Here is a 19,823-nt window from a genome sequence, read left to right on the forward strand (position 1 = left end):
CCGACGCCCCACCCCACTCGTGCTCCTCCAGGGCCCTGGCCTGGCGGGTGAGCGTCTCCAGACCGTTGTGGTCGGCGACGACATCGTCCCCCCGATGCCCTGGCTGGACCTGATCGGGGATGTACCAGAGGAATTCAAGGCTCATCGGCGGATCCCCCTGTTCTCTTCGCGAGCGCGCCTTTGGCCAAAATCCTACTATTCAAGTAGGCAAACTATTATTGGGCTCAGTGGTGGCGGGTGGCGGCCAGGGTGAGAGGGGTGATCAGGAGGGCGATGGCGCCGGCGGAGGCGATGGCGAATGGCAGGTCGGTGAGCTGTGCGATGCCGCCGATCATGGGTGGGCCGATGAGGAAGCCCGAGTACGCGATGGTCGTGACGAAACCGATCTCGCGCTCGCCGCCGGTGCCGTCGGCGCGCAGGCCGGCCGCGCCGGCGAGGTCGAGTACGACCGGGAAGGCGAACGCGAGGCCGCCGCCGGCCAGCACGTATCCGGCGAAGGTGAGCCAGGTGACCGGTACGGTGGCGGCCGCCAGCAGGCCGGCCCCGGCCAGTAGTGACCCGGCGGTCAGGATGCGGGCCGCGCCGAAGCGGTGCTGGATCCGCTCGCCGGCCAGCCGGACCACCCCCATCGTGAGGCAGAAGACGGAGAACAGGATCGCCCCGCCCGCCTCCGGCATGCCGCGCTCACGGACCGCGAACAGCTCCGACCAGTCGTGGCTCGAACCCTCGACGATGGCCGCGACGAAGGCGACGCCGCCGAGCAGCCACAGCGCCGGGCGGCGCAGGACGCCGCGGTCGAGCCCGGTACGCCGGGCGGTGCCGGAGGCGGGCTTCTCGCGTGGGACGAACCGGATCACGCCGGCGGTGAGGGTCAGCGCGGCGACGGCGGCCACGCCGAAGTACGGCAGCAGCGGGACGCGCTGATCGGCGGCGAACGCGGCGCCCAGCGAGCCGGCCGGCGCGCCGAAGCTGAACCCGGAGTGGAAGACCGGCATCAGCGGCCGCCTTACCCGGCGGATGACGCCGACGGCGGCGACGTTCATCGACACGTCGAAGGCGCCGAAGGACGCGCCGAGCAGTACCAGGACCAGGCCGAGCTGGAGCGGCGAGGTGACCAGGGCGGGCACGGGCAGCACGGCCGAGGCGGGCGAGGGCCGAGGCGAGCACCATGGCGCGGGCGCCGAAGCGGGCGCACGCCCAGCCCGCGAACGACGCCGCCGCGGCCAGTCCGGCGTTCGCCCCGAGCAGGGCCAGGCCGAGTGTGCCGGGGCTCGCCCCGATCCGGTCCGCGAGCGCGGGCATGCCCGGCCCCCATGAACCGGCGATGAGGCCGTTGAGCACGAAGACGATGAACACGGAGACCCGCGCCGAACGCATCTGCCCACCCCTGTCGGACGCCTCTGGACCAGGCCGCCGAGCGCGCGGCGACGGTCACCCACCGCCCCGCGCCTCCCATCATGCCCGGCCGCGGGTGGGTCCGAAGGCAGGTTCAGGGTTTGCGGGCGACTCCGCACACCGCGCTGACGACCGGGAAGGGCGGGTCCCAGCGGTCCGGGTCGGGGCGCCACTCGGGGGTCGGTACCACGCCCGGTTCGACCAGTTCCAGGCCGGTGAAGAACTCGGCGAGCCGTGCCGGGCTGCGCAACTGGTAGGTGTTGGCCGCGGTGCGGTTGTAGCCGCGCACGGCCTCGACGAGCGCCGGGTTGGTGTCCACGCCGTCGCTGAGCGCCAGGTGGCTCCCGGAGACCAGCGGGGCGAGCAGGGTGTCGATGATCTGCTGGGGGCCGTCCTTGTCGGTGACCTGCCCGGCGATGCTGAGCATCATCACCGCGACGGGCTCGCGGAAGTCGAGCGTCTTGGCGGCCCCCTCGAGGATCTCCTGCGGGTTGCGCACGTCCGCGTCGAGGTAGTCGGTGGCGCCGGGCCGGGCGCCGGTGAGCAGGGCGCGCGCGTGGACGAGCACGATCGGGTCGTTGTCGACGTAGACCACGCGAGACTCGGGGGCCAGGCTCTGGGCGACCTCGTGGGTGTTCTCCGCCGTCGGCAGGCCGGTGCCGAGGTCCAGGAACTGCCGTACGCCGGCCTCGGTCACCAGGTACTTGACCGCCCGCCGGAGGAACTCCCGCTGCAACCGGGCGACCATCGCGAAATCCGGGAACATCGCCAGCAGCCGCTCGCCGACCTCACGGTCGGCGGCGAAGTGGTTCTTGCCGCCGAGCAGGAAGTTCCACACCCGGGCCGAGTGGGGCATGGTGGTGTCGACGCGATCCCAGGCCGACTCGGCGGCGTTGGCGGGGTCAGTCATGGTGGTCCTTATCAGTGATGGGGTTTCGACCGTATAACGGATGGCCCCAGACCATGGTCAACGACTCTCCCATTTTGCGAACCCGCCCCGCCGGGTGTCAGACGCGGCGGTCGCGGAGCCGCGGTCCGGGGTCCGCGCCGGCCGAATATCGACCCGCCATTCCACTTACTCATCCGGACAATACCACCAAAGGGTGCTGAGACGCCGTAAAGGGCCGCACCCAGGGAGTCCGTTAACACACATCAGCCCCCGGCCCAAAGCGGACACCGGGGGCTGAATGGGATGATGGGGTAGAGCTGGGATGTCCGCTTCGGCCTTATTCAGGAAAGGCCGAAGGGCGGCCGTGTGCGTCAGCTACACGGGTTCCCGTTCACCTTGCAGTTGGAGATGCCGGAGAAGTTGCCCGGAGCCCCGCCCACGCCGAACGTGACCGACTGGCCCGGATTGACCGAGCCGTTGTACGGCTTGTTGGTGAAGGTGTAGTGGGTGCCGTTCTGGGTCCGGTTCGCGTCCCAGGTGCTGTTGATGCTGTAGCCCGCGGGCACGTCGAACTCCACGGTCCACGACGTCAGCGCGGTGCTGCCGGCCGTGACGCTCACGCTCGCCTCGAAGCCCGCCCCCCAGTCAGCGGTCTTGGTAAAGGCCGCCGAGGCGTTGGTGCTGCTGTTCTGGCCTACCGTCCAGGACAGCGTCTGCGTCAGGTCCGGCTTGTGGATCGGGTTGCGGACCATCGCGGTCTCGTCGGTGACCGTGCCCTTCAGCGCGAAGGTGGACTTGCCGGTCGATGCGAAGTCGGCCGGGGTCAGCGTCTTCTTGCCGTCCCAGGCGGGCACGGCCACGCCGTCCACCTGCCACTTGATCGTCAGCGGCAGGTCCACCGTGGTGACCTCGAGCGGCTGCGTGGCGTTGTGCGTGCCGCCCTCGGGAGAGGAGACGGAGTCCACCGGGTTGACCTCGCCGTAGAAGGACTGGACCAGCTTCTCCCGGTTGACCAGGCCGAAGTCCTGGTTCAGGCTGCGCATCAGCGAGTTCTCGCTGGGTCGCCAGACGCCGAAGCGGCTGTAGTCGCCGCCCTCGAAGGCGCCGATGATGCCGCCGTCAGGGGTCGCCTCGCCCAGCCACACGCCCCACTTGGCGCCGGTGGAATCGATGGTGACGTTCGCCGGGTAGGGCTCGGAGGTCCCCGGGTACTGCTCGGGGCCGCCATAGTCGTACTCGTCGGCCAGGTCGCCCTGGGAGTGGCCCAGTTCGTGCAGCACGACCTCCCTGGAGAGGGGGTTGCGCGAGAAGGTGCCGACGTCGGAGCCGGAATAGCCGGCGCCGCCGTACTTGGTGCTGTTGGCCTGCACCAGGAGCTGGTCGGCGCCGGGCACGAGCGCCTGCGCGTACTCCCAGGTCTTGGTGGTGTCCACACAGAGCAGGCGCTCGGTGCCGCCGCACCAGTACGTCGAGGCCAGCGGGCTGTCCACGTGCACATCGGCGGTCGGGTCGCCGCTCACCCCCGACTGCGGCGAGTCGATCTCGATGCGCCAGACGTTGAAAAGTTTGCGGTAGGACTTGTACGGCTCCCGCTGCGTCATGGTCGTCCAGGCCGCGTCGATCTCCGTACCGTAGGCGGCCTGCTCGGCCGCGGTGTAACCGTCGCCGAGGAACACCAGGTCGATGCGGTTGTCACTGGGGCCGTTGATCTCCACCTCCTTGAGCCTGGAGGGCGCGGCGGCCAGCGACTTGGGGACCTTCGGCAGGTCGGCCGGGTCCACCTCGACGTGCTTGATCGTCCCGTCGGGGGAGAAGACCTCGTGGGGGACGTCGGGCTTGGCGGGTTCGGCCACCGCCGGCGCCGCCGCAAGGGCGGCGGACATCGAGGCCGCGGCTAACACCGCGGCCAACGCGCGCACGTTCAAGCGATCCTCCCTGTTGATGAACATGGAGGATGAGAAAGGGGGCCCCCGGATTCCAGACGTAATACCGCCTGGAATATCTCCCATCCCTTATGGCGATCGTATGCGGCCGATGTGGCATTCGCGCAAGGGTTTTCCGCGGATTTTTGATGAAGCGCGAGTGGCCGCCGGGAAAAGCCCCGGCTGAACGGGGTCGTATTCGCTGAGTGATGGTCTCGTGCGATTTTCCGTAACCTATTCGGCCCTCGCTACGGCCCCTCGCCGGGGTCACTTCAGGGGCCGGCTCCCGGCCTGGGGCGGGCCGCCGTGCCGGGAGCCGTCGTTCATTTGTCCTCGCGCAGTTCGACGTGGTCGAGCTGGATCCAGTCGCCGCCGGGGGCGCCGACGCCCCAAAGGCCCGCGAACACCGTGGCCCGGGTGTGGTTCCGCGTCCGGAAACGCGAGGTCACCTTGGTGTAGGCGCCCTTGTGCGGTCCGAAGTGGACCTCGCCCGGAGGGGGCCGGACGCCCGCGAGGCGGGCGCCGAAGAAGCCGGTGTTCACCCTGTCGGAGGTGCGAATCCATCCGGTCAGGACGTAGGGGGTGTCCGGCCGCACCGGGACGGTCTGCAGTATCGCGTTCCAGTCGCGTCCGGTCGACCAGGTGAAGGCGTTGTCCTGGCCGGTGAGCATCTGGCCGGGCCCGACGTCCACGCCCTTCCAGTCCGGGCCCTCGCCGAACCAGGGGGCGGTGATGTCGCGCTGCGAGCCGTACTCGAAGCCGCCGTTGAACAGGTCCTCGACCTGGACGTCGAAGGTGGGCCGGTCGCCGTCGAAGCGGTGCAGCGGCGAACCCTGCCGGGTGGACTGCCGCACCCGCCGCCACTCGCCGAGGGTGAAGGAACCGACCGTCACGTTCAAGTGGTCCATGTTCCAGTTGTCGAAGACGCCGAACGGGTCGTTGACCACCTCCGTGGCCGGAGGCCGCTGACCTCGTCCGCGGTGAACCCGTGGCTGTTCAGGCAGATGCGTACCGAGCCTCCGCCAGGGCCAGGGTCGCCACCAGGGCCCCGGCCGTCCTTCCGTACCGGCCGAGCCGTACCGGACCCGCCATGCGTCACCTCGTTTCGCTCGCTCGGAATCCGTTGCCGCCAGACCATTGCGGCGGCGTCCGGGCGGTCGGCAAAGGTCTTCCCCAGATGTCCGGACAAGTCCGTACAGCGGGTGGCAACGCGGCGCAGAGCCCACGAGGAGGCGGCCCGGGCTCACGTCTCTTTTGGTGAATTTTCAGTCGTAAACCCGGCATGCCGCAGCGTCACGGATCGCCCTGGTCCACTCGGCCAGCGCGGGATCGTGCGCCGTGGACTCACAGAGGTTCTGCCACAGGTTCGCCTCGGTCCAGCGGGTGAACCAGCGATGGGCGGTGGGCACGGTGACGCCGAACGCGGGCGGCAGGTTCTGCCAGGCGCAGCCGCTGGTGATCACGTAAACGACCGCGGTCATGACCGTACGCGCGTCGGCCGCGGCCCGGCCGCCCCCCTGACGCCGTGGCCGCCGCCCCGGCATGAGCGCCCTGGCCACCTCCCACATCTCGTCGGGGACCAGTCGGCGGGCGAGTACCTCCATCCGGCGATCCTGCTACATGCCCGCTGAGCTGCCAAATGAGACATGAGCTGAGGTGCGTGGAAGGGGCGCGCCGGGCTAATCTCGGCCCCGATCGACGGCCACCGGCCGTCCGCCGGGGGAGCACCCGGCGCCATCGACGAACGGAGGAACATCGATGACCATCCTGGTGACCGGAGCGACGGGCACGGTCGGGCGCATCGTGGTGGACCGGCTGCTGCGCGCCGGACAGCGGGTCCGGGCCCTGACCAGGAACCCGGCCACCGCCGCCCTGCCCGGGGGCGTGGAACTGGTCGCGGGCGACCTCGGCGGCGCCGCCGGCGCGCTCGACGGCGTGGACCGGGTCCACTACCTGGCCGGCATGCTCGACCCCGCGTTCGCCGCCGAGCAGGCCCGCGCCTTCGCCGAGCGGGCGGTCAAGGCGGGCGTCGGCCGTGTCGTCACCCTCACCGGCGTGGCCGTCACGGTACGGCGGCCGGGCAGCTACGAGATGCTGCTCGAAGTCGAGCAGGCGATCGAGGGCTCCGGCCTGGAGTGGACCCACGTCCGGCCGGGCGAGTTCGCCGTCAACAAGCTCGACCTTTGGGCGCATACGGTCCGTACCGAGGGCGTGGTGCGCAGCGCCTACCCCGACGCGCTCGGTGTGCCGGTGCATGAGGCCGACATCGCGGAGGTCGCCGTGGCGGCGCTGCTGGAGGACGGGCACGCCGGCCGGGCGTACTCGCTGAGCGGCCCGCAGGCGCTCACCCACCGCGAGCAGGCCGCCGCCATCGGCGAGGGGCTCGGCAGGACCCTGCGCTTCGAGCCGCTGACCTACGGCCAGGCGCGCGCCGCTTACATCACCGCGGGGGTGCCCGCGGACATCGCCGAATACGTGCTCGGCTACCAGGCCGAGTACGCCGAGGAGCCGCCCACGGTACTGCCGGACGTCGAGCGCGTCCTCGGCCGGCCGGGACGGACGCTCGCCCAGTGGGCCGCCGACCACCGGGCCGACTTCTCCTAGCGCCCGCGGCCGGTCGCGCCCGCGCTCGGCCGGACTTCCGTCCGCCAGGCGGGTGACCGGACCGTGCGGCAATCGAGAATCGCGACCCGCCGGCCGGAGATCATCGTCACGGCCATGGACGTGACGACTCCCGGCGAGCCCCTTTCCCCCGTGACCGAAGACGAGAGGAGTGACCGAAATGAACGACGTGCGAAAGCCCGGCCCGGACGGCTTCACCGAAGAGGAACGAGCCGCGATAAAGGAACGAGCCAAGGAGCTGAAGACGGCCCGCCGCCGTGGCGGCGGCGAGGAGAAGGCCGCCGCCGACCGGCAGGACGTGCTGAACACGATCGCCGGCCTGCCGCGGCCGGACCGCGCGCTCGCCGAACGCGTTCACGACATCATCACCGCCGAGGCTCCGGACCTGGCGCCGCGGCTGTGGTACGGGATGCCGGCCTATGCCCGGAACGGGAAGGTGCTGTGCTTCTTCCTGAGCGCGCACAAGGACAAGGCGCGGTACTCCACGCTCGCCTTCACCGGCGAGGCGAACCTCGACGACGGCGCCATGTGGCCGACCACCTACGCCCTGACCGAGCTGACCCCGTCCGTGGAGGCGGCCATCCGCGCGCTCGTCCGGCGTGCGGTGAGCTGAGGCCGGGCACCTTTCTTCACTGCCTGGTGGAGTTTTGTCGGTGTGCCCCCTAGCATGTTCTTCATCGACCGATGAAGAAAGGCGGTGCGGCATGCGCGTGATCGTGGTCGGCGCGGGTCTCGGCGGGTTGACCCTGGCCCAGGGGTTACACCGGGCGGGAATCGACGTCGTGGTGTACGAACGGGAAGGGGAACAGGGCCGTCCGCAGGGGATCAGCCTGCATGTGGACGATCGGGGAGCGACGGCGCTGCGCGCGTGCCTGCCGCCCGGGCACGCCGCGATGGCCGAGGCCACCATGGGCGGACCGCGGCGCGAGACGCTCTCCCTCACCGAGACGGACGGGAAGCTCACGGTGCTGGGCGCCCGGCCGCTCGACGGCACGGCGAGGGCGGCGCGGCCCGGCCGCCAGACGGCCCGGCCGCTGCTGCGCGCGGTGCTGCTGACCGGACTGGAAGACAGGGTGCGGTTCGGGGCCCGGTTCACCCGGTTCGAGCGACGGGCCGATGGCCGCGTACGGGCCTGGTTCGCCGGCGGCGGCAGCGACACCGCCGACGTGCTGGTCGGGGCGGACGGGATCGGCTCGGCGGTCCGCCGCCAGTACCTGCCGCACGTACGCGTGCTCGACACGGGAACGCACATGCTGATGGGCGCCACCCCGCTGCGGTCGGTGGCCGGCACCGGGCTGCCCGAGCTGATCGGCCACAACGCCGCCACCGTGCGGGTGCGCGGCGCGATGATGGCGCTGGGCGTGCTGCGGTTCACCCAGCCGCCGGTGGCCGCGCGGGACCGATGGCTGCCCGCCCTGCGCGGCCCCGCCGTCACGCTCGCCGAGGACTACGTGATGTGGGCGTTGCCCGTCACGGGCGAGCGGCCCGGCCCCGAAGAGTCGCCCGCCGAGGTGTGGCACCGGGCCCGGAAGGCGGCCGAGACCCTGCACCCGGTGCTGCGGACGATCGTCGGCCGGGCGTGGCCGGGCGTCACGGTCGCGCTGCGCGGCGCGACGATGCCCGCGGTGCCGGCGTGGCCCGCCGGTCCGGTGACGGTCATCGGCGACGCCATCCACGCGGCCCCCGGTTTCGGTGGCAACCTCGCCATGCAGGACGCCCACCGCCTGCGCGACGCGCTGGTCCGAGCCGCGCGGGGGGAGCGGGAGCTGCCCGCCGCGATCGGCGAGTACGAGGACGCGATGCGCCTGGACGGCTTCGCCGCCCCGATGCCGCCGGTCCGGGTACCCGGCGGAACCGGCGGCGCGGAGCGGCGCGCATGACCTCAAACCTGCTCGCCCAGAAGTCGATGTCCCTGTTCACCGCGATGGGCGGCTGGCGCACGGTCGCCGAGGGCATCGCCTCCAGGGCGCTGTTCCTGATCGCCTACCTGCTGACCGAGCGGGTGGTGACCGCCGGGCTGATCGCGGTGGGAGGCGTCCTCGTGTGCGCGGTGATCCGGGTGTACGGCGACCGGAAGTACTGGCAGGCGGCCGGCGGGCTGGTCGTCGTGGGGCTGTCGGCGGCGCTGGCCGGGAGCACCGGGCGCGGGGTCGATTTCTACCTGCCGACCCTGCTGCTCGCCGTGGCGGGGGGAACGGTGTTCCTGATCTCCACGCTGGTGCGCCGGCCGGTGGTCGGCCTGATCGTTGAGGCGGCGAGCGGCGAGCGGTCAGGCTGGTGGCGGGATCGCCGGCGGTTGCGGCGTTACCAGAAGTGCATGGCGGTGTTCCTGGCGAAGTTCGGCATCGCCATGGTGGTGATGGTGCCGCTGTACCTGGCCGGGAACGTGGTCGCGCTCGGGATCGCCGGCACCCTGATGGGCGCGCCCGCGACGGGCCTGTGCGCCTACCTGAGCTGGCGAATCCTGCGCGCGGACGCCCCGGCCTCGGTGTAGGACCCTCGCGGGGGCTTACTCGGCGGGGCGCGGGGATGCGGCGATCGGGGCCGCCCGCCGTACCGGCAGCAGGCGCGGCAACGCGACGGCGATCACCGCGAGCACCGCCCAGCCGACCAGCCCGCTGATGCCCGCGAACACCAGGTCGGGTGGCTGCCGGGCGTCGCCGACCAGGAAGACCAGCGACACCGACCCCGCGTTGAGCACCGAGTGCGCCACCACCGACGGCCAGACGCTGCCCGAGTAGAGCCGCAGCCAGCCGATGATCACGCCGTAGATCACGGTGAAGCCGACGAAGTACAGCGCCGCCCACGGGCCGATGGTGGGGTAGTTGTAGCCGAGCAGTGTCAGCGGCGCGTGCCAGAGCCCCCAGATCACGCCGGAGACCAGCAGTCCGCGCGCCACCCCGAACCGCTCCGTCAGGTGCGGCAGCAGCCAGCCCCGCCACCCCCACTCCTCGCCGAACGCGGGGATCGCCGTGATCAGCGTGCCGATCGTGAGGCCGCTGATCACCTGGACGGCGAGGAAGACCTGCGGATCGATGCCGCCGGGCAGGCCGCGCAGCATGCTGAGCCCCGCGAGATCCACCGACAGCGCGCCCACGGCCACGCTGAGCGCGATGGCCAGCGCCGCGACCAGCGGCGTGCCCAGCCAGACGGCCAGGATGAGCAGGAGCGTACGCCGCCTGCTCGGCCCGAGACCGAGCCCGGTGGCGGCTGCCACCTCCGCCCGTCTGGCGCCGCTGCGGCGCCAGACGGCCAGCACGCCGATCGCCGGCGTGAACATCAGCGCGATGCCCACGAGCGGCAGCCATGACGAGGAGAGCCCGGCCCCGGTCCACAGCGGCAGCGCGGTCAGCCAGGCCAGCCCGTACGCCACCAGGACGAACACCGTCAGATCACTACGCCGGGACCTCATGGGCGCGCCATTCCACAGGGGAGTGCCGCGTGCCTCATGCCGCGAGCCGGAGGGCGTTGATCAGGGAGGCGCCGGTCTCGGCGTCGTCCACGCTGACCGCGATGGTGCCGCCGTCGGTGTCGCGGATGACCAGGCACTGCCCGCCGCGCAGCATGATGGTCGAGGAGCCCGGCATCCCGCGGACGCCCCAGCCGCCGACCTGGCTCGGGAACCGCTCCTCCGCCCACGCGCGATCCACCGACGACAGCGCGATCCGGCGCACGGGCCAGCGCAGCCAGCCGTACCCGATCAGCACCCCGGCATCGTTCACCTTGACCCGCACGGACGAGGTGAACAGGCCGAACACGAGGATCGCGAAGATCGGGATCACGGCCCAGGCGACGACCAGGTAGCCCGCCACGCCCGCGAAGGCCATGCAGATCGTGAGGGCGACCAGCCACTGGTTGGTGGCCCTGCTCACCCAGGCGCGTCGCCCGGGCCGCAGCCGAATCTCCGTGGGCGGGGCCGCGGGCTCGATCGCGGGGTCGGGCCCGCCCCGCCCCAGCCAGGCGGCCGGCGCGCCCGCCGCGAGCGCGGCCGCGATCACCAGGACCGCCCACAGGCCCGGCGACCCCGAGGCCCCGTCGAGGTTCGCCAGGACGGTGATCAGTTGCATGCCGAACGAGAACACCGCGGCCCCGGACAGCAGGCCCCACCACAGCATCCTGCCCTGCCTGCGCGACAGCATCGCGCCGCGGGCGGCGACCGCCAGCAGGGCGAGCCAGGTGATGCCCCACATGGCGACCCCCAGCGAGATGGCCGGGCCGAACGGCAACGTCGTGTCGGCCACCCCGTCGGCCGACCAGTGCACGGCCATCGGGTCGGGCAGCCGGGAGCGAAGGGCCAGTGGGACGGCGAGCAGTGCGGCGATGACGATCAGGCCCCAGGGCAGGGCGACGAGCAGGGCACGACGGCGGATCATGGGAGTCCTTTCCAGGCGGGGGTCGGTGGGGTCGTGTCGGCCCTGCCGTGCGGATCGGCGGGCAGAAACGGCTCGTGGCGGCGCGTCATGACAGCCCCTGCACCATCTCGATGAGGTCGTCGCGGCTGTAGCCGTGCCGCTCGGCGTAGTCGAGCAGGTCGCGGGCCCGTTGTAAGACGAGCGCGCGACTGCCCGCGCCGCCGACGACGCTGACCCCGCGGCCCCGCCGGAACTCCAGGACGCCCTCGTCGCGCAGGTCGCGCAGGGCGCGCAGGACGGTGTTGGCGTTGATGCCCAGCGCGTCCGCCATGTCGCGGGCGGGCGGCAGCCGGTCCCCCGGACCATAGGAGCCTTCGCCGATGGCGCGGCGGATCGCCCCCGCCACCTGCTCGTGGAGCGGGCGGGGGTCGTTGAGATCCAGGGTCAGTAGCATGATGCTAAAGAAACTAGCACCATGTTGCGTGATGGCGCTACTCCCATTAGCACCATCACTCGCCCGAAGGGCGTTCCCCTGCTAGACGAAGGCCGTGACGCCCTCGTATTCCCCCACCGGGGCGGTGCCCGCGGTCTCGTACGTGAGCAGCAGCAGGCCCTTCGCCGTCACCTCGTGGCGAACGAGCCGGAGGCCGACGGGCGGGCTGGGGTGGGTGAGCAGCCGCCGCCCGGAACCACTCGGAGGTGCGCCGGACGAAGAGTTCGTCCAGATAGGGCACGAGCCAGCCGCCCCGGGTGAAACCGCCTCCGGTGTCTTCGGCAGGCGACCCGGGCCCCTGGCTGACCCCGTCGAGGGTGAAGAACTCCGTCAGGGTGACCTTCATCGTCCGGCCCGGCTCTCCGCGAACCCGGCGAGCTGCCCGGTGACCGATCCCCAGCCCGCGGAGAACCCGAGCTTCTCGTGGCGGGCGCGGGCGGCCGGATCGCCGTGCCGGACGATGATCCGGTAGTCGGTGCCGTCCGGGTGGTCGCTCAGCGCGATCTCGGCCGTCATGGGGACCGGCGCGGGATCGGCGGGCCGCCAGGCGCTGTCGATCGCGTTGGTGAACACGATCCGCTCAAGCTCCTCCACGAGGAGGAAGCTCGCGTTCATGTGCGGGACGAACTCCTTTCCGTCGTCGCTCAGCCGGGTCACCAGCCCGCCGCCGGGCCGGACGTCCAGCCGATCGACGGCGCACACGGCCGGAGCCGGCACCCACCACTTCGCGAAGTGCGCCGGATCGGTCCAGGCGCTCCACACGATGGCGCGGGGGGCGCGGATGACGCGTTCCAATGTCAGGTCAAGATCGGGATTCATCGTCTTTCTCTTTCAGTTCGGTGACGAGGTGTTCGAGCCGGTCGGTCCGTTCCTCCCAGATCCGCCGCTGCTCGGCGAGCCAGTCGCCGACGAGCGCGAGCCGGTCGCGGTTGAGCGCACAGGTGCGCACCCGGCCGACCTTGACCGTGCGGATCAGGCCGTTCGCCTCAAGCGTCCGCACGTGCTTCATGAAGGAGGGAAGGGTCATCGGGAACTCGCGGGCGAGGTCGCCCACACTCGTCGGCCCGAGGCCGAGCCGCCGGATCACGCCACGCCGGGTCGGATCGGCGAGCGCGACGAACACGCCGTCGATCTCCGCCGAATACTGTGCCATGCGGCTAAGTGTTGCGCATCCAGAACACTTAGCGCAAGGGCTAAGTGTTCCGCCGTGCTCGCGACGGCCTCTTTGTCGGATCGGGGCGATGCCGTTCGTAGAAAGAGTGAGAGGCCACCCGGCAGGGGAGCCCCGGAGAGGTGCAGAGGAGTAAGCGATCATGAAGCTGACGACCGTCACGAACGTCTCCGTCGATGGCGTGATGCAGGGACTCGGCGGGTCCGACGAGGACCGCAGGGGTGGATTCGAGCGTGGCGGCTGGGCCCTGCCGCTGTTCGGCGGCGAGGCCATGGCGTTCCTGGGGCAGGTCTACCAGCGCGCCGACGCGTTCCTGTTCGGCCGGCGGACCCGACCACAGGAGATGACCTGAAATGCAGTACCTGGTTTCCGTGATCGACGACAGGACCGGATCGGCCACCTCGGACGAGATGGCCGCCATAGACACGTTCAACGACCGGCTGGTGGCCGAGGGGCACTGGGTGTTCGCCGGCGGCCTCGCCTCGCCGAGCTCGGCCACCGTCATCGACAACCGGGGCGGGGAGGCGCTGTTCACCGACGGCCCCTTCCTGGAATCGAAGGAGTACCTCGCGGGATTCTGGGTGATCAACGCCCCCGACCTCGACGTGGCGCTCGCCCTCGCCGCCGAGGGGTCCAAGGCGTGCAACCGCAGGGTCGAGGTACGGCCGTTCCTGGAGGAGTGAGCATGGCCGGCGTCCGAGAGGCGATCACTCAGGCTCATCAGGGGGAGTGGGCGCGCGTGGTCGCCGCCCTGGCCAGGCGTTTCGGCGACCTCGACATCGCCGAGGAGGCGGCGGCCGAGGCGTTCGCCACCGCGGTCGAGCGGTGGCCGGTCGACGGCGTGCCGCCCAACCCGGGCGCGTGGCTGACCACCACGGCCGGCCGCAAGGCCATCGACCGGATCCGGCGCGAGAACAAGCGCGATGACAAGCAGCGGGAGGCACAGAGGTTGTACGAGGACGTCCCGCCCGAGCCGCCCGGCGCCATCGACGACGACCGCCTCCGGCTGATCTTCACCTGCTGTCACCCGGCGCTCGCGATGGAGGCCCGCGTGGCACTGACGCTGCGCATGGTCGGCGGCCTGACCGTGCCCGAGATCGCCCGTGCCTTCCTGGTGGGGGAGGCGGCCATGGGGCAGCGGATCACCCGCGCGAAGTCCAAGATCGAGGCGGCCCGCGTCCCCTACCGGGTACCGTCCGAGGCGGACCTGCCGGCGCGCGTCTCCGGCGTGCTCGCCGCCCTGTTCCTCGTCTTCAACGAGGGCTACCTGGCGACCGGCCCCGGCACCGATCCGGTACGTCCCGGCCTGACCGCCGAGGCGATCCGGCTCGCCCGCCTGCTCCGCGCCCTGCTGCCGTGGGACGGCGAGGTGGCCGGGCTGCTGGCGCTGATGCTGCTCACCGAGGCCCGCCGCACCGCCCGGGTCTCGGCGAGCGGCGAGCTGGTCCCCCTGGGCGAGCAGGACCGCGGCGCCTGGGACTCGGCGCTGATCGCCGAGGGCCACCGGCTGGTACGCGAGCGCCTGGCCGCCGGGGTGGCCCCGGGCCGCTACCAGATCCTCGCGGCGATCAACGCCGTGCACACCTCCGCCCGCGACGTACGCGACACCGATTGGTCGCAGGTCGTCGCCCTCTACGACCAGCTCGTCCGCCTCGACCCCTCGCCGATCGTCGCCCTCAACCGGGCCATCGCGGTCGCCGAACTCGACGGCCCCGAGGTGGCGCTGGCGGCCATCGGCCGTCTTGACGACGCGCTGGCCGGCTACCACGCCTACCACGCGACCCGCGCCGAACTGCTGCGCCGCCTGGGCCGCGGCCAGGAGGCGCGCACGGCGTACGACAAGGCCATCGAACTGGCGGGCAACACCGCCGAGATCGTCTACCTGACCCGCCGCCGCGGGTGACCCGGTGCGGCGAATCCGGACATATTCTACTTTGTAAAGGCACCGGGCTCGGGCCGATGGTTCAGACGGCGGTGACCCAATCGTCCACCAGGGCGCAGAGCTGGTCCAGGGCGATCTCCACCCGTTCGCGATCACCGCTGGTGAGGAAGTCGAGCTGTAGCCCGGTGTACGCCGAGTTGGTCAGCGTCGAGATACGCACCGCGTCGGCGTCGGGGACGCCGCGCTCCTGTAGGAGCTCCGCCACGAACTCGGACCGGTCCGCCAGTAGCCGGGGGATGTGGCCGTGCAGCTTGCCGGCCGCGGCGAGGCCCTCGATCTCGTGGATCAACCGGGCGATCGGCAGGTTCTCCTCTGTCGTCTGCCAGTCCCACGTGCGGCGGATGATCGCCCCCACGCTTGCGGTGCCGGGCAGGCCCGGGAGCGAGCGCATCCAGGCCCGGTGTCGTTCGTCCAGGTGTTCCATGGTCGCTCTGAGCAGGGCCTCCTTGTCGGCGAAATGGTGGGTAAGCACTCGTGTGGACTTGCCCAGGTGCTGCGCCAGCGGTCGCATCGACAGCGTGGACAGGCCGTGCCCCGCGAGGTAGTCGACGATCTGGTCGAGCAGTTCCTCCCGGTGGTGCGGATCGGCGCTCCTGGCCATCGCTCACCCCTTTGACGTCATTGAGGTCACGACTGTTACCCTATCTGGGAAACACTCGTTACCCTAATGAAGGGGATCTCGTGCCCATCGCCGTACGGCCGCGTGTCCGCCTGCCCATGTGGCTGTTCGCCCTGCTGCTGACCACGTTCGCCCTCGCCACCGATGACTACGTGATCGCCGGGGTGTTGCCCGCCATCTCCACCGGCCTCGGCGTCAGCGAGGCCGCGGGCGGGCAACTCGTCACCGTCTTCTCCCTCGTGTTCGCGCTGGCGGCGCCCGTGGCCTCCGTGGTGACCGCCACCTGGCCCCGGCGAAGACTGCTCACCTGGGCGCTGGCGCTGTTCGTCGCGGCGAACTGGGCCGCGGCCTGCACGACCTCGTACGCGCTGCTCTTGGGACTGCGGGTGCTGGCCGCGGTGGCGGCGGCGTCCGTCGTACCCGCCGTGTACGCCATCGCCGCCACCCTCGCCCCCGAAGGGCGTCAGGGGCGCTACCTGGCGCTGGTGATGGGCGGCCTGACCGGCTCGCTCGCGCTCGGCGTACCCCTCGGCACCTGGGTGGGCGGCATGTTCGGCTGGCGGGCCACGTTCTGGCTCGGCGGCCTGCTGGGGCTGGCCGCGCTGGCGGCCGTCAGGGGCACCGTGCCCGAGACGCCTCCCGCCCCCGCGATGCCGATCCGGGAGCGGCTGGCACCGCTGGCCCGGCCTCAGGTGCTGTTCGGACTGCTGGCCATCGTGGCGACCGTGCTGGGCAGCATGATGATGATGACCTACCTCGCGCCGTTCCTGCGCGACCTCGCCGGAGCCGGGCCCGCCGAGCTGGGGTGGATCTTCGTCCTGGCCGGCCTCGCCGGATTCGCGGGCGGTCAGCTCGGCGGGCGGGCCGGGGATCGATGGGGACCCGATCGGGCGCTGCTCACCGGCATCATGGGCTTCGCGGTGGTGATGGCCGCCTTCACCGCCTGCTGGTACCTGCGTCCGGTGTCCCTGCTCGCGCTGCTGCCGCTGCTGCTGATGTGGGCGGGGGTGTCCTGGTGGATCCCGCCGCCCGCCCAGACGCGCCTGCTCGCGCTGGCCGGTCCGGCCGGGCCGCAGGCACTGGCGCTCAACAGCAGCGCGGTCTATCTCGGGGTGTCGGGCGGCGCCGCGGTCGGCGGGCTCATCCTCGCCGGGCATGGCAGTGGCCGGCTGCCCGCTGCGGCGGCCATGGTCGAACTGGCCGCGCTCGCGCTCTTCTGGATCGCGAGCGCGTTCGGGAAAGGACGACGCGGTACCGGGACCCGGGTACGGCCCACACGATCGCCGCGATGAGCGGCCCCCGGCCTCGGCCCGGCTCGCCGCGCCGGGGCCGGCGGTCCCCTCTGGGCGGGGTCCCGCCAGGCCCGGCGCGGTTCGACCGGTCAGGTCACCGGCTCGGCGATGTGGTCTTCCGCAGGACGTCGGCGAGGGCGTCGAAATCGATCTCCTGTCCTTCCTGGATGTCGACGCATTTGCGCTCTCCACCGCCCAGCGCCCGGAGGAATCCCTTGACCACGGGAACGTCCGTCGCGTTGAACACCATGAAGGAGACCTTGTTCCGGGTGGCCGCGATGACGGCCGCGTGCTCACCTTCGTGCAGGAAGTGCGGCTTGCCGTACTGAAGCCGCTCCTCGATACCGGGAACGGTCTCGTGGACCATCGCCCGCAGCCGCTCGCAGACGGGCACCTGCCACGGGGTGGTCTTGTTGATGTACTGGGTGACCTCGTCGTTCATGTCGCTTCCAGGTATCAGTCGACGAGGGCGCCGCAGGAGATGTTGACCTGGGTGGAGGTGATGGTCCTCGCGTGGTCCGAGACCAGGAACACCGCGACTCGGCCGACGTCCTCCAGGGTCGCCGCCCTCTTGAGCAGGGTCGCGTCGATCATCTGCTGCTTGAAGGGCGCCATATCGGGCACGTCGGGCAGGCCCTCGGGGATCCCGCCGGTCCGCATCGAGACGACGCGGACCGAGCTGGGGCCCAGCTCACAGGCCCACTGGCGGCGCATCCCCTCGACCAGGTCGCAGCCGGCCTGCACGGTACCCAGATTGGGTGTGGAGTTGGTCGGGTCCGAGCCGCCGAACTGCAGGATGACTCCCGAGCCCTGCTTGACCATGTGCCGGGCGGCGGCCCGGGTGGTCAGCAGGAACGAGCGTGCGACCTTTTCCATCGCCTGGCCGAAGGCGGCGACGGGCATGTCGAGCATCGGCACGAACAGCGCGTCCTGGGAGATGACGTTCACCGAGATGTCGATGCTGCCGGTCTGCGTCGCGACGGAGTCGACCCAGCCGTTGACGGCGCTCTCGTCCAGGGCGTCCACGATCGCCGTCTCGGCCAGGCCGCCCTCGCTCCTGATGGCCGCCGCGACGGCGTCGAGCTTTTCGGGGGTACGGCCGGCGAGGAAGACGCGGGCGCCCTCCGCGGCGAACGCGCGGCCCATCGCGCCGCCGATGGATCCGCCGCCTCCGTAGATCACCGCGGTTTTGTTCTCGAGGAGTTTCATGACTCGAATCTAGGAACGGCACGGCAGGGCGGGCATCGGCCTGATGACTGCTCCCGCGAAAGCGCTGATCAGGGCGCATGGCGGAGGCGAAGCCGGACCGGATCTCCGCCCGCGGCACACCGGCCGCGGTCAGGAGGTAAGTACGTCGACCGATACGAGCTTGGCGAGTTCCGTCCGGCGGGTCACGCCGATCTTGGGGTAGGCCCGGTAGAGGTGATGGCCGACGGTCCGCGGGCTGAGGTACAACCGCGCCGCGATCTCCCTGTTGCTGTGCCCGGCCGCGGCCAGCCGCACGATCTGGAGCTCCTGCGGGGTCAGCCGCTGGAGCGGGTCGTCGGCCAGGGCGCGGGCCGACGGCCGGTCGCCGAGCACCGCCAGTTCGGCACGGGCGCGCTCGGCCCACCGCGTCGCGCCGAGCCTGGTGAAGGTGTCATCCGCCTGCGCCAGGGTGGTCCGGGCCTCGGAACGGCGGCGCTTGCGGCGCAGCCACTCGCCGTACAGGAGCCTGGTCCGCGCGTGCTCGTACGGCCGGTCGGTGACCAGCGCCAGCGCGGCGCGATAGTGCCGGTCGGCCTCGTCGCCGTCGGCGAGCATGGCCTGGCAACGCGCCTCAAGAGCCTTCCCGAGGACGTTGTGCTCGGCCCACGCCGCCAGCCCCGGCAGGTGCCGCCGGGCCAGGTCGCCGCGTCCGGCGCGGATGGCGGCCTCGACCTGGTCCGGTACGGCCCTGATCAGCACGTCGTGCCGGGCCGGCCCGCCGCAGACCTCCTCCAGCCGATCCAGCGCCTGCTCGAAACGCCCGTCCGCGAGATCGAGGAGACCCACGCCCCACGAAGCGAGGGCGGCATTGGTGGGATGCAGGGCCGCGTGCTCGCGTACGTCGGCCGCCAGCGCATGGCACCGGGCGGCGTCACCGGTGACCGCGGCGAGCCACACCGAGATGGCCTTCAGCACGGTCACCTGCATGTCCATGCCGATGTCCGACGCCAGCAGGATGCCCTCGGCGACCTCGCTCTGGGCGTCACGGAAGTCGCCGCGCAGCAGCCGTCCGATCGCCAGCGGCTCCAGCGCGGACATAGCCGAAGCCGTGCGCTTCGTAGCGGCCCGCATAGCGGCGCGGGTCGATCTCCACGCTCGGATCGGGTTCGGGCCTGCGCGGCTTGGCGATGCCGAAGGACGGGAAGAGGACGTCGAAGACGGCGTCCGCGAAGGCGTAGCCGCGCGCGGGTGTGTTGACGATGACGGCGACGGCCACGTCGCGCTCGGGCACCCAGAGCAGAGTGGAGGATCCGCCGAGGTTGGACCCGCTGTGGCCGAAGACGTCCACGCCGTCCCAGCGCTTGCGGTACGGCCCCACGCACCAGGAGTCGGCGAACCACCGGGACGGTACGTCCACCTGCGGTGTGTGCATCTCGGCCACGGCGGCCGCCGACAGGATCCCGGACCCGCCCCGCAGGAAGATTCGTCCAAAGCGCACCAGGTCGCCCGCGGTGGCGGCCAGCGTCGATCCTGACGGGCCCATGCCCCGCGAGGGCGGTGGGGGAGCGGGCTGCTCCCAGGTCTTGAGGTGGTGGGCGATACTGGGATTGAACCAGTGACCTCTACCGTGTCAAGGTAGCGCTCTCCCACTGAGCTAATCGCCCCACAGAGCGGACGACGGGATTCGAACCCGCGACCCTCACCTTGGCAAGGTGATGCTCTACCAGCTGAGCCACGTCCGCGTGATCGCCTGGGGCGGTGTGCGCCCTGGCGTGCTCGACCACTCTAGCGGATTTCGTGGGTGGACGATCCGGCGGTGAGAGGTGGAGACGGGATTTGAACCCGCGTGCACGGCTTTGCAGGCCGCTGCCTCGCCTCTCGGCCACTCCACCGGAAACCGCAATGACCAGGGGATTCTATCGCGGAGGGGGTGGGGGC

23 protein-coding genes and 3 tRNA genes are annotated in these 19,823 nt (G+C 71.4%); 8 read left to right on the top strand and 18 right to left on the bottom strand.

Annotation, left to right across the window (positions count from 1 at the left end; translation table 11 throughout):
* Positions 1-224 precede the first annotated feature (224 nt).
* The 5 genes from C1I98_RS15795 to C1I98_RS15815 all read right to left on the bottom strand — a co-directional run bounded on the left by C1I98_RS15795 (position 225) and on the right by C1I98_RS15815 (position 5,810).
* Positions 225-1,136, bottom strand: a complete 912-nt coding sequence (locus C1I98_RS15795) for an MFS transporter (RefSeq protein WP_199536978.1) — start codon at positions 1,134-1,136, stop codon at positions 225-227.
* 353 nt (positions 1,137-1,489) lie between these two features.
* Positions 1,490-2,305, bottom strand: coding sequence for an SAM-dependent methyltransferase (locus C1I98_RS15800; protein WP_111168220.1), 816 nt, complete (start codon positions 2,303-2,305; stop codon positions 1,490-1,492).
* A gap of 350 nt (positions 2,306-2,655) precedes the next feature.
* Positions 2,656-4,203 (bottom strand): M64 family metallopeptidase, encoded by a 1,548-nt coding sequence (locus C1I98_RS15805; RefSeq protein WP_158558056.1) that lies wholly within the window; start codon positions 4,201-4,203, stop codon positions 2,656-2,658.
* Between the two features lie 326 nt (positions 4,204-4,529).
* Complete coding sequence (locus tag C1I98_RS15810; protein ID WP_111168222.1) at positions 4,530-5,153, bottom strand: hypothetical protein; 624 nt, start codon at positions 5,151-5,153, stop codon at positions 4,530-4,532.
* A 318-nt stretch (positions 5,154-5,471) separates the two neighbouring features.
* On the bottom strand, positions 5,472-5,810 hold the full coding sequence (locus C1I98_RS15815) for a transposase (protein WP_111168223.1): 339 nt from the start codon (positions 5,808-5,810) through the stop codon (positions 5,472-5,474).
* Positions 5,811-5,964: 154 nt separating this feature from the next.
* Here C1I98_RS15815 and C1I98_RS15820 point away from each other — a divergent pair, with 154 nt between their 5' ends.
* The 4 genes from C1I98_RS15820 to C1I98_RS15835 all read left to right on the top strand — a co-directional run bounded on the left by C1I98_RS15820 (position 5,965) and on the right by C1I98_RS15835 (position 9,322).
* Entirely contained in the window at positions 5,965-6,810 is an 846-nt protein-coding gene (locus tag C1I98_RS15820) for an NAD(P)H-binding protein (protein ID WP_111168224.1), read from the top strand.
* A 178-nt stretch (positions 6,811-6,988) separates the two neighbouring features.
* Entirely contained in the window at positions 6,989-7,441 is a 453-nt protein-coding gene (locus C1I98_RS15825; protein WP_111168225.1) for an iron chaperone, read from the top strand.
* Between the two features lie 91 nt (positions 7,442-7,532).
* Positions 7,533-8,708 (top strand): FAD-dependent oxidoreductase, encoded by a 1,176-nt coding sequence (locus C1I98_RS15830; RefSeq protein ID WP_111168226.1) that lies wholly within the window; start codon positions 7,533-7,535, stop codon positions 8,706-8,708.
* The gene (locus C1I98_RS15835) at positions 8,705-9,322 is read left to right on the top strand and encodes a DUF3159 domain-containing protein (protein WP_111168227.1); all 618 of its coding nucleotides are present in this window, start codon (positions 8,705-8,707) and stop codon (positions 9,320-9,322) included. Before C1I98_RS15830 ends, C1I98_RS15835 begins: the two co-directional genes overlap by 4 nt.
* 15 nt (positions 9,323-9,337) lie before the next feature.
* On the opposite strand, the gene C1I98_RS15840 is transcribed toward C1I98_RS15835, so the two are convergent.
* The 5 genes from C1I98_RS15840 to C1I98_RS15865 form a co-directional block, all read right to left on the bottom strand.
* The gene (locus C1I98_RS15840) at positions 9,338-10,240 is read right to left on the bottom strand and encodes a CPBP family intramembrane glutamic endopeptidase (protein ID WP_111168228.1); all 903 of its coding nucleotides are present in this window, start codon (positions 10,238-10,240) and stop codon (positions 9,338-9,340) included.
* Between the two features lie 34 nt (positions 10,241-10,274).
* Complete coding sequence (locus C1I98_RS15845) at positions 10,275-11,201, bottom strand: SdpI family protein (protein ID WP_111168229.1); 927 nt, start codon at positions 11,199-11,201, stop codon at positions 10,275-10,277.
* 85 nt (positions 11,202-11,286) lie between these two features.
* Entirely contained in the window at positions 11,287-11,634 is a 348-nt protein-coding gene (locus C1I98_RS15850) for a GntR family transcriptional regulator (RefSeq protein WP_111168230.1), read from the bottom strand.
* Positions 11,635-12,015: 381 nt separating this feature from the next.
* The gene (locus C1I98_RS15860) at positions 12,016-12,492 is read right to left on the bottom strand and encodes an SRPBCC domain-containing protein (protein WP_111168231.1); all 477 of its coding nucleotides are present in this window, start codon (positions 12,490-12,492) and stop codon (positions 12,016-12,018) included.
* A complete protein-coding gene (locus C1I98_RS15865) occupies positions 12,476-12,826 on the bottom strand; it encodes an ArsR/SmtB family transcription factor (RefSeq protein WP_111168232.1) in 351 nt (116 codons plus the stop codon). The genes C1I98_RS15860 and C1I98_RS15865 overlap by 17 nt, the downstream gene beginning before the upstream one ends.
* Before the next feature lie 160 nt (positions 12,827-12,986).
* Here C1I98_RS15865 and C1I98_RS15870 point away from each other — a divergent pair, with 160 nt between their 5' ends.
* The 3 genes from C1I98_RS15870 to C1I98_RS15880 are packed head-to-tail and all read left to right on the top strand — an operon-like array spanning position 12,987 to position 14,747.
* Positions 12,987-13,196, top strand: coding sequence for a dihydrofolate reductase family protein (locus tag C1I98_RS15870; RefSeq protein ID WP_233507899.1), 210 nt, complete (start codon positions 12,987-12,989; stop codon positions 13,194-13,196).
* Between the two features lies 1 nt (position 13,197).
* A complete protein-coding gene (locus C1I98_RS15875) occupies positions 13,198-13,527 on the top strand; it encodes a YciI family protein (RefSeq protein WP_111168233.1) in 330 nt (109 codons plus the stop codon).
* A 2-nt stretch (positions 13,528-13,529) separates the two neighbouring features.
* Positions 13,530-14,747: an RNA polymerase sigma factor gene (locus tag C1I98_RS15880; RefSeq protein WP_111168234.1), complete on the top strand. Its 1,218-nt coding sequence runs from the start codon at positions 13,530-13,532 to the stop codon at positions 14,745-14,747.
* A 61-nt stretch (positions 14,748-14,808) separates the two neighbouring features.
* Here C1I98_RS15880 and C1I98_RS15885 read toward each other — a convergent pair whose 3' ends face one another.
* Positions 14,809-15,387 (bottom strand): TetR/AcrR family transcriptional regulator, encoded by a 579-nt coding sequence (locus C1I98_RS15885; RefSeq protein ID WP_111168235.1) that lies wholly within the window; start codon positions 15,385-15,387, stop codon positions 14,809-14,811.
* Positions 15,388-15,467: 80 nt separating this feature from the next.
* Between C1I98_RS15885 and C1I98_RS15890 the strand changes: the two genes are divergently transcribed.
* On the top strand, positions 15,468-16,697 hold the full coding sequence (locus C1I98_RS15890) for an MFS transporter (protein ID WP_233507900.1): 1,230 nt from the start codon (positions 15,468-15,470) through the stop codon (positions 16,695-16,697).
* A gap of 94 nt (positions 16,698-16,791) precedes the next feature.
* Here the strand turns inward: C1I98_RS15890 and C1I98_RS15895 are convergent, their stop codons facing one another.
* The 7 genes from C1I98_RS15895 to C1I98_RS15925 all read right to left on the bottom strand — a co-directional run bounded on the left by C1I98_RS15895 (position 16,792) and on the right by C1I98_RS15925 (position 19,777).
* Positions 16,792-17,139 (bottom strand): DUF1801 domain-containing protein, encoded by a 348-nt coding sequence (locus C1I98_RS15895; protein WP_111168236.1) that lies wholly within the window; start codon positions 17,137-17,139, stop codon positions 16,792-16,794.
* A 14-nt stretch (positions 17,140-17,153) separates the two neighbouring features.
* Positions 17,154-17,906, bottom strand: coding sequence for an SDR family NAD(P)-dependent oxidoreductase (locus C1I98_RS15900; protein ID WP_111168237.1), 753 nt, complete (start codon positions 17,904-17,906; stop codon positions 17,154-17,156).
* A 129-nt stretch (positions 17,907-18,035) separates the two neighbouring features.
* Positions 18,036-18,983 carry a helix-turn-helix transcriptional regulator gene (locus tag C1I98_RS15905; protein WP_111168238.1) on the bottom strand — a complete coding sequence of 316 codons (948 nt, stop codon included), beginning with the start codon at positions 18,981-18,983 and terminating at the stop codon, positions 18,036-18,038.
* A complete protein-coding gene (locus C1I98_RS15910; protein ID WP_267898053.1) occupies positions 18,928-19,485 on the bottom strand; it encodes a serine hydrolase in 558 nt (185 codons plus the stop codon). The genes C1I98_RS15905 and C1I98_RS15910 overlap by 56 nt, the downstream gene beginning before the upstream one ends.
* Positions 19,475-19,549 (bottom strand) — tRNA-Val (locus C1I98_RS15915). The genes C1I98_RS15910 and C1I98_RS15915 overlap by 11 nt, the downstream gene beginning before the upstream one ends.
* Before the next feature lie 5 nt (positions 19,550-19,554).
* Positions 19,555-19,627 (bottom strand) — tRNA-Gly (locus tag C1I98_RS15920).
* 79 nt (positions 19,628-19,706) lie between these two features.
* A tRNA-Cys gene (locus C1I98_RS15925) sits at positions 19,707-19,777 on the bottom strand.
* Positions 19,778-19,823 lie beyond the last annotated feature (46 nt).

The organism is Spongiactinospora gelatinilytica, from assembly GCF_003236385.1.
GTDB classification, from domain to species: domain Bacteria; phylum Actinomycetota; class Actinomycetes; order Streptosporangiales; family Streptosporangiaceae; genus Spongiactinospora; species Spongiactinospora gelatinilytica.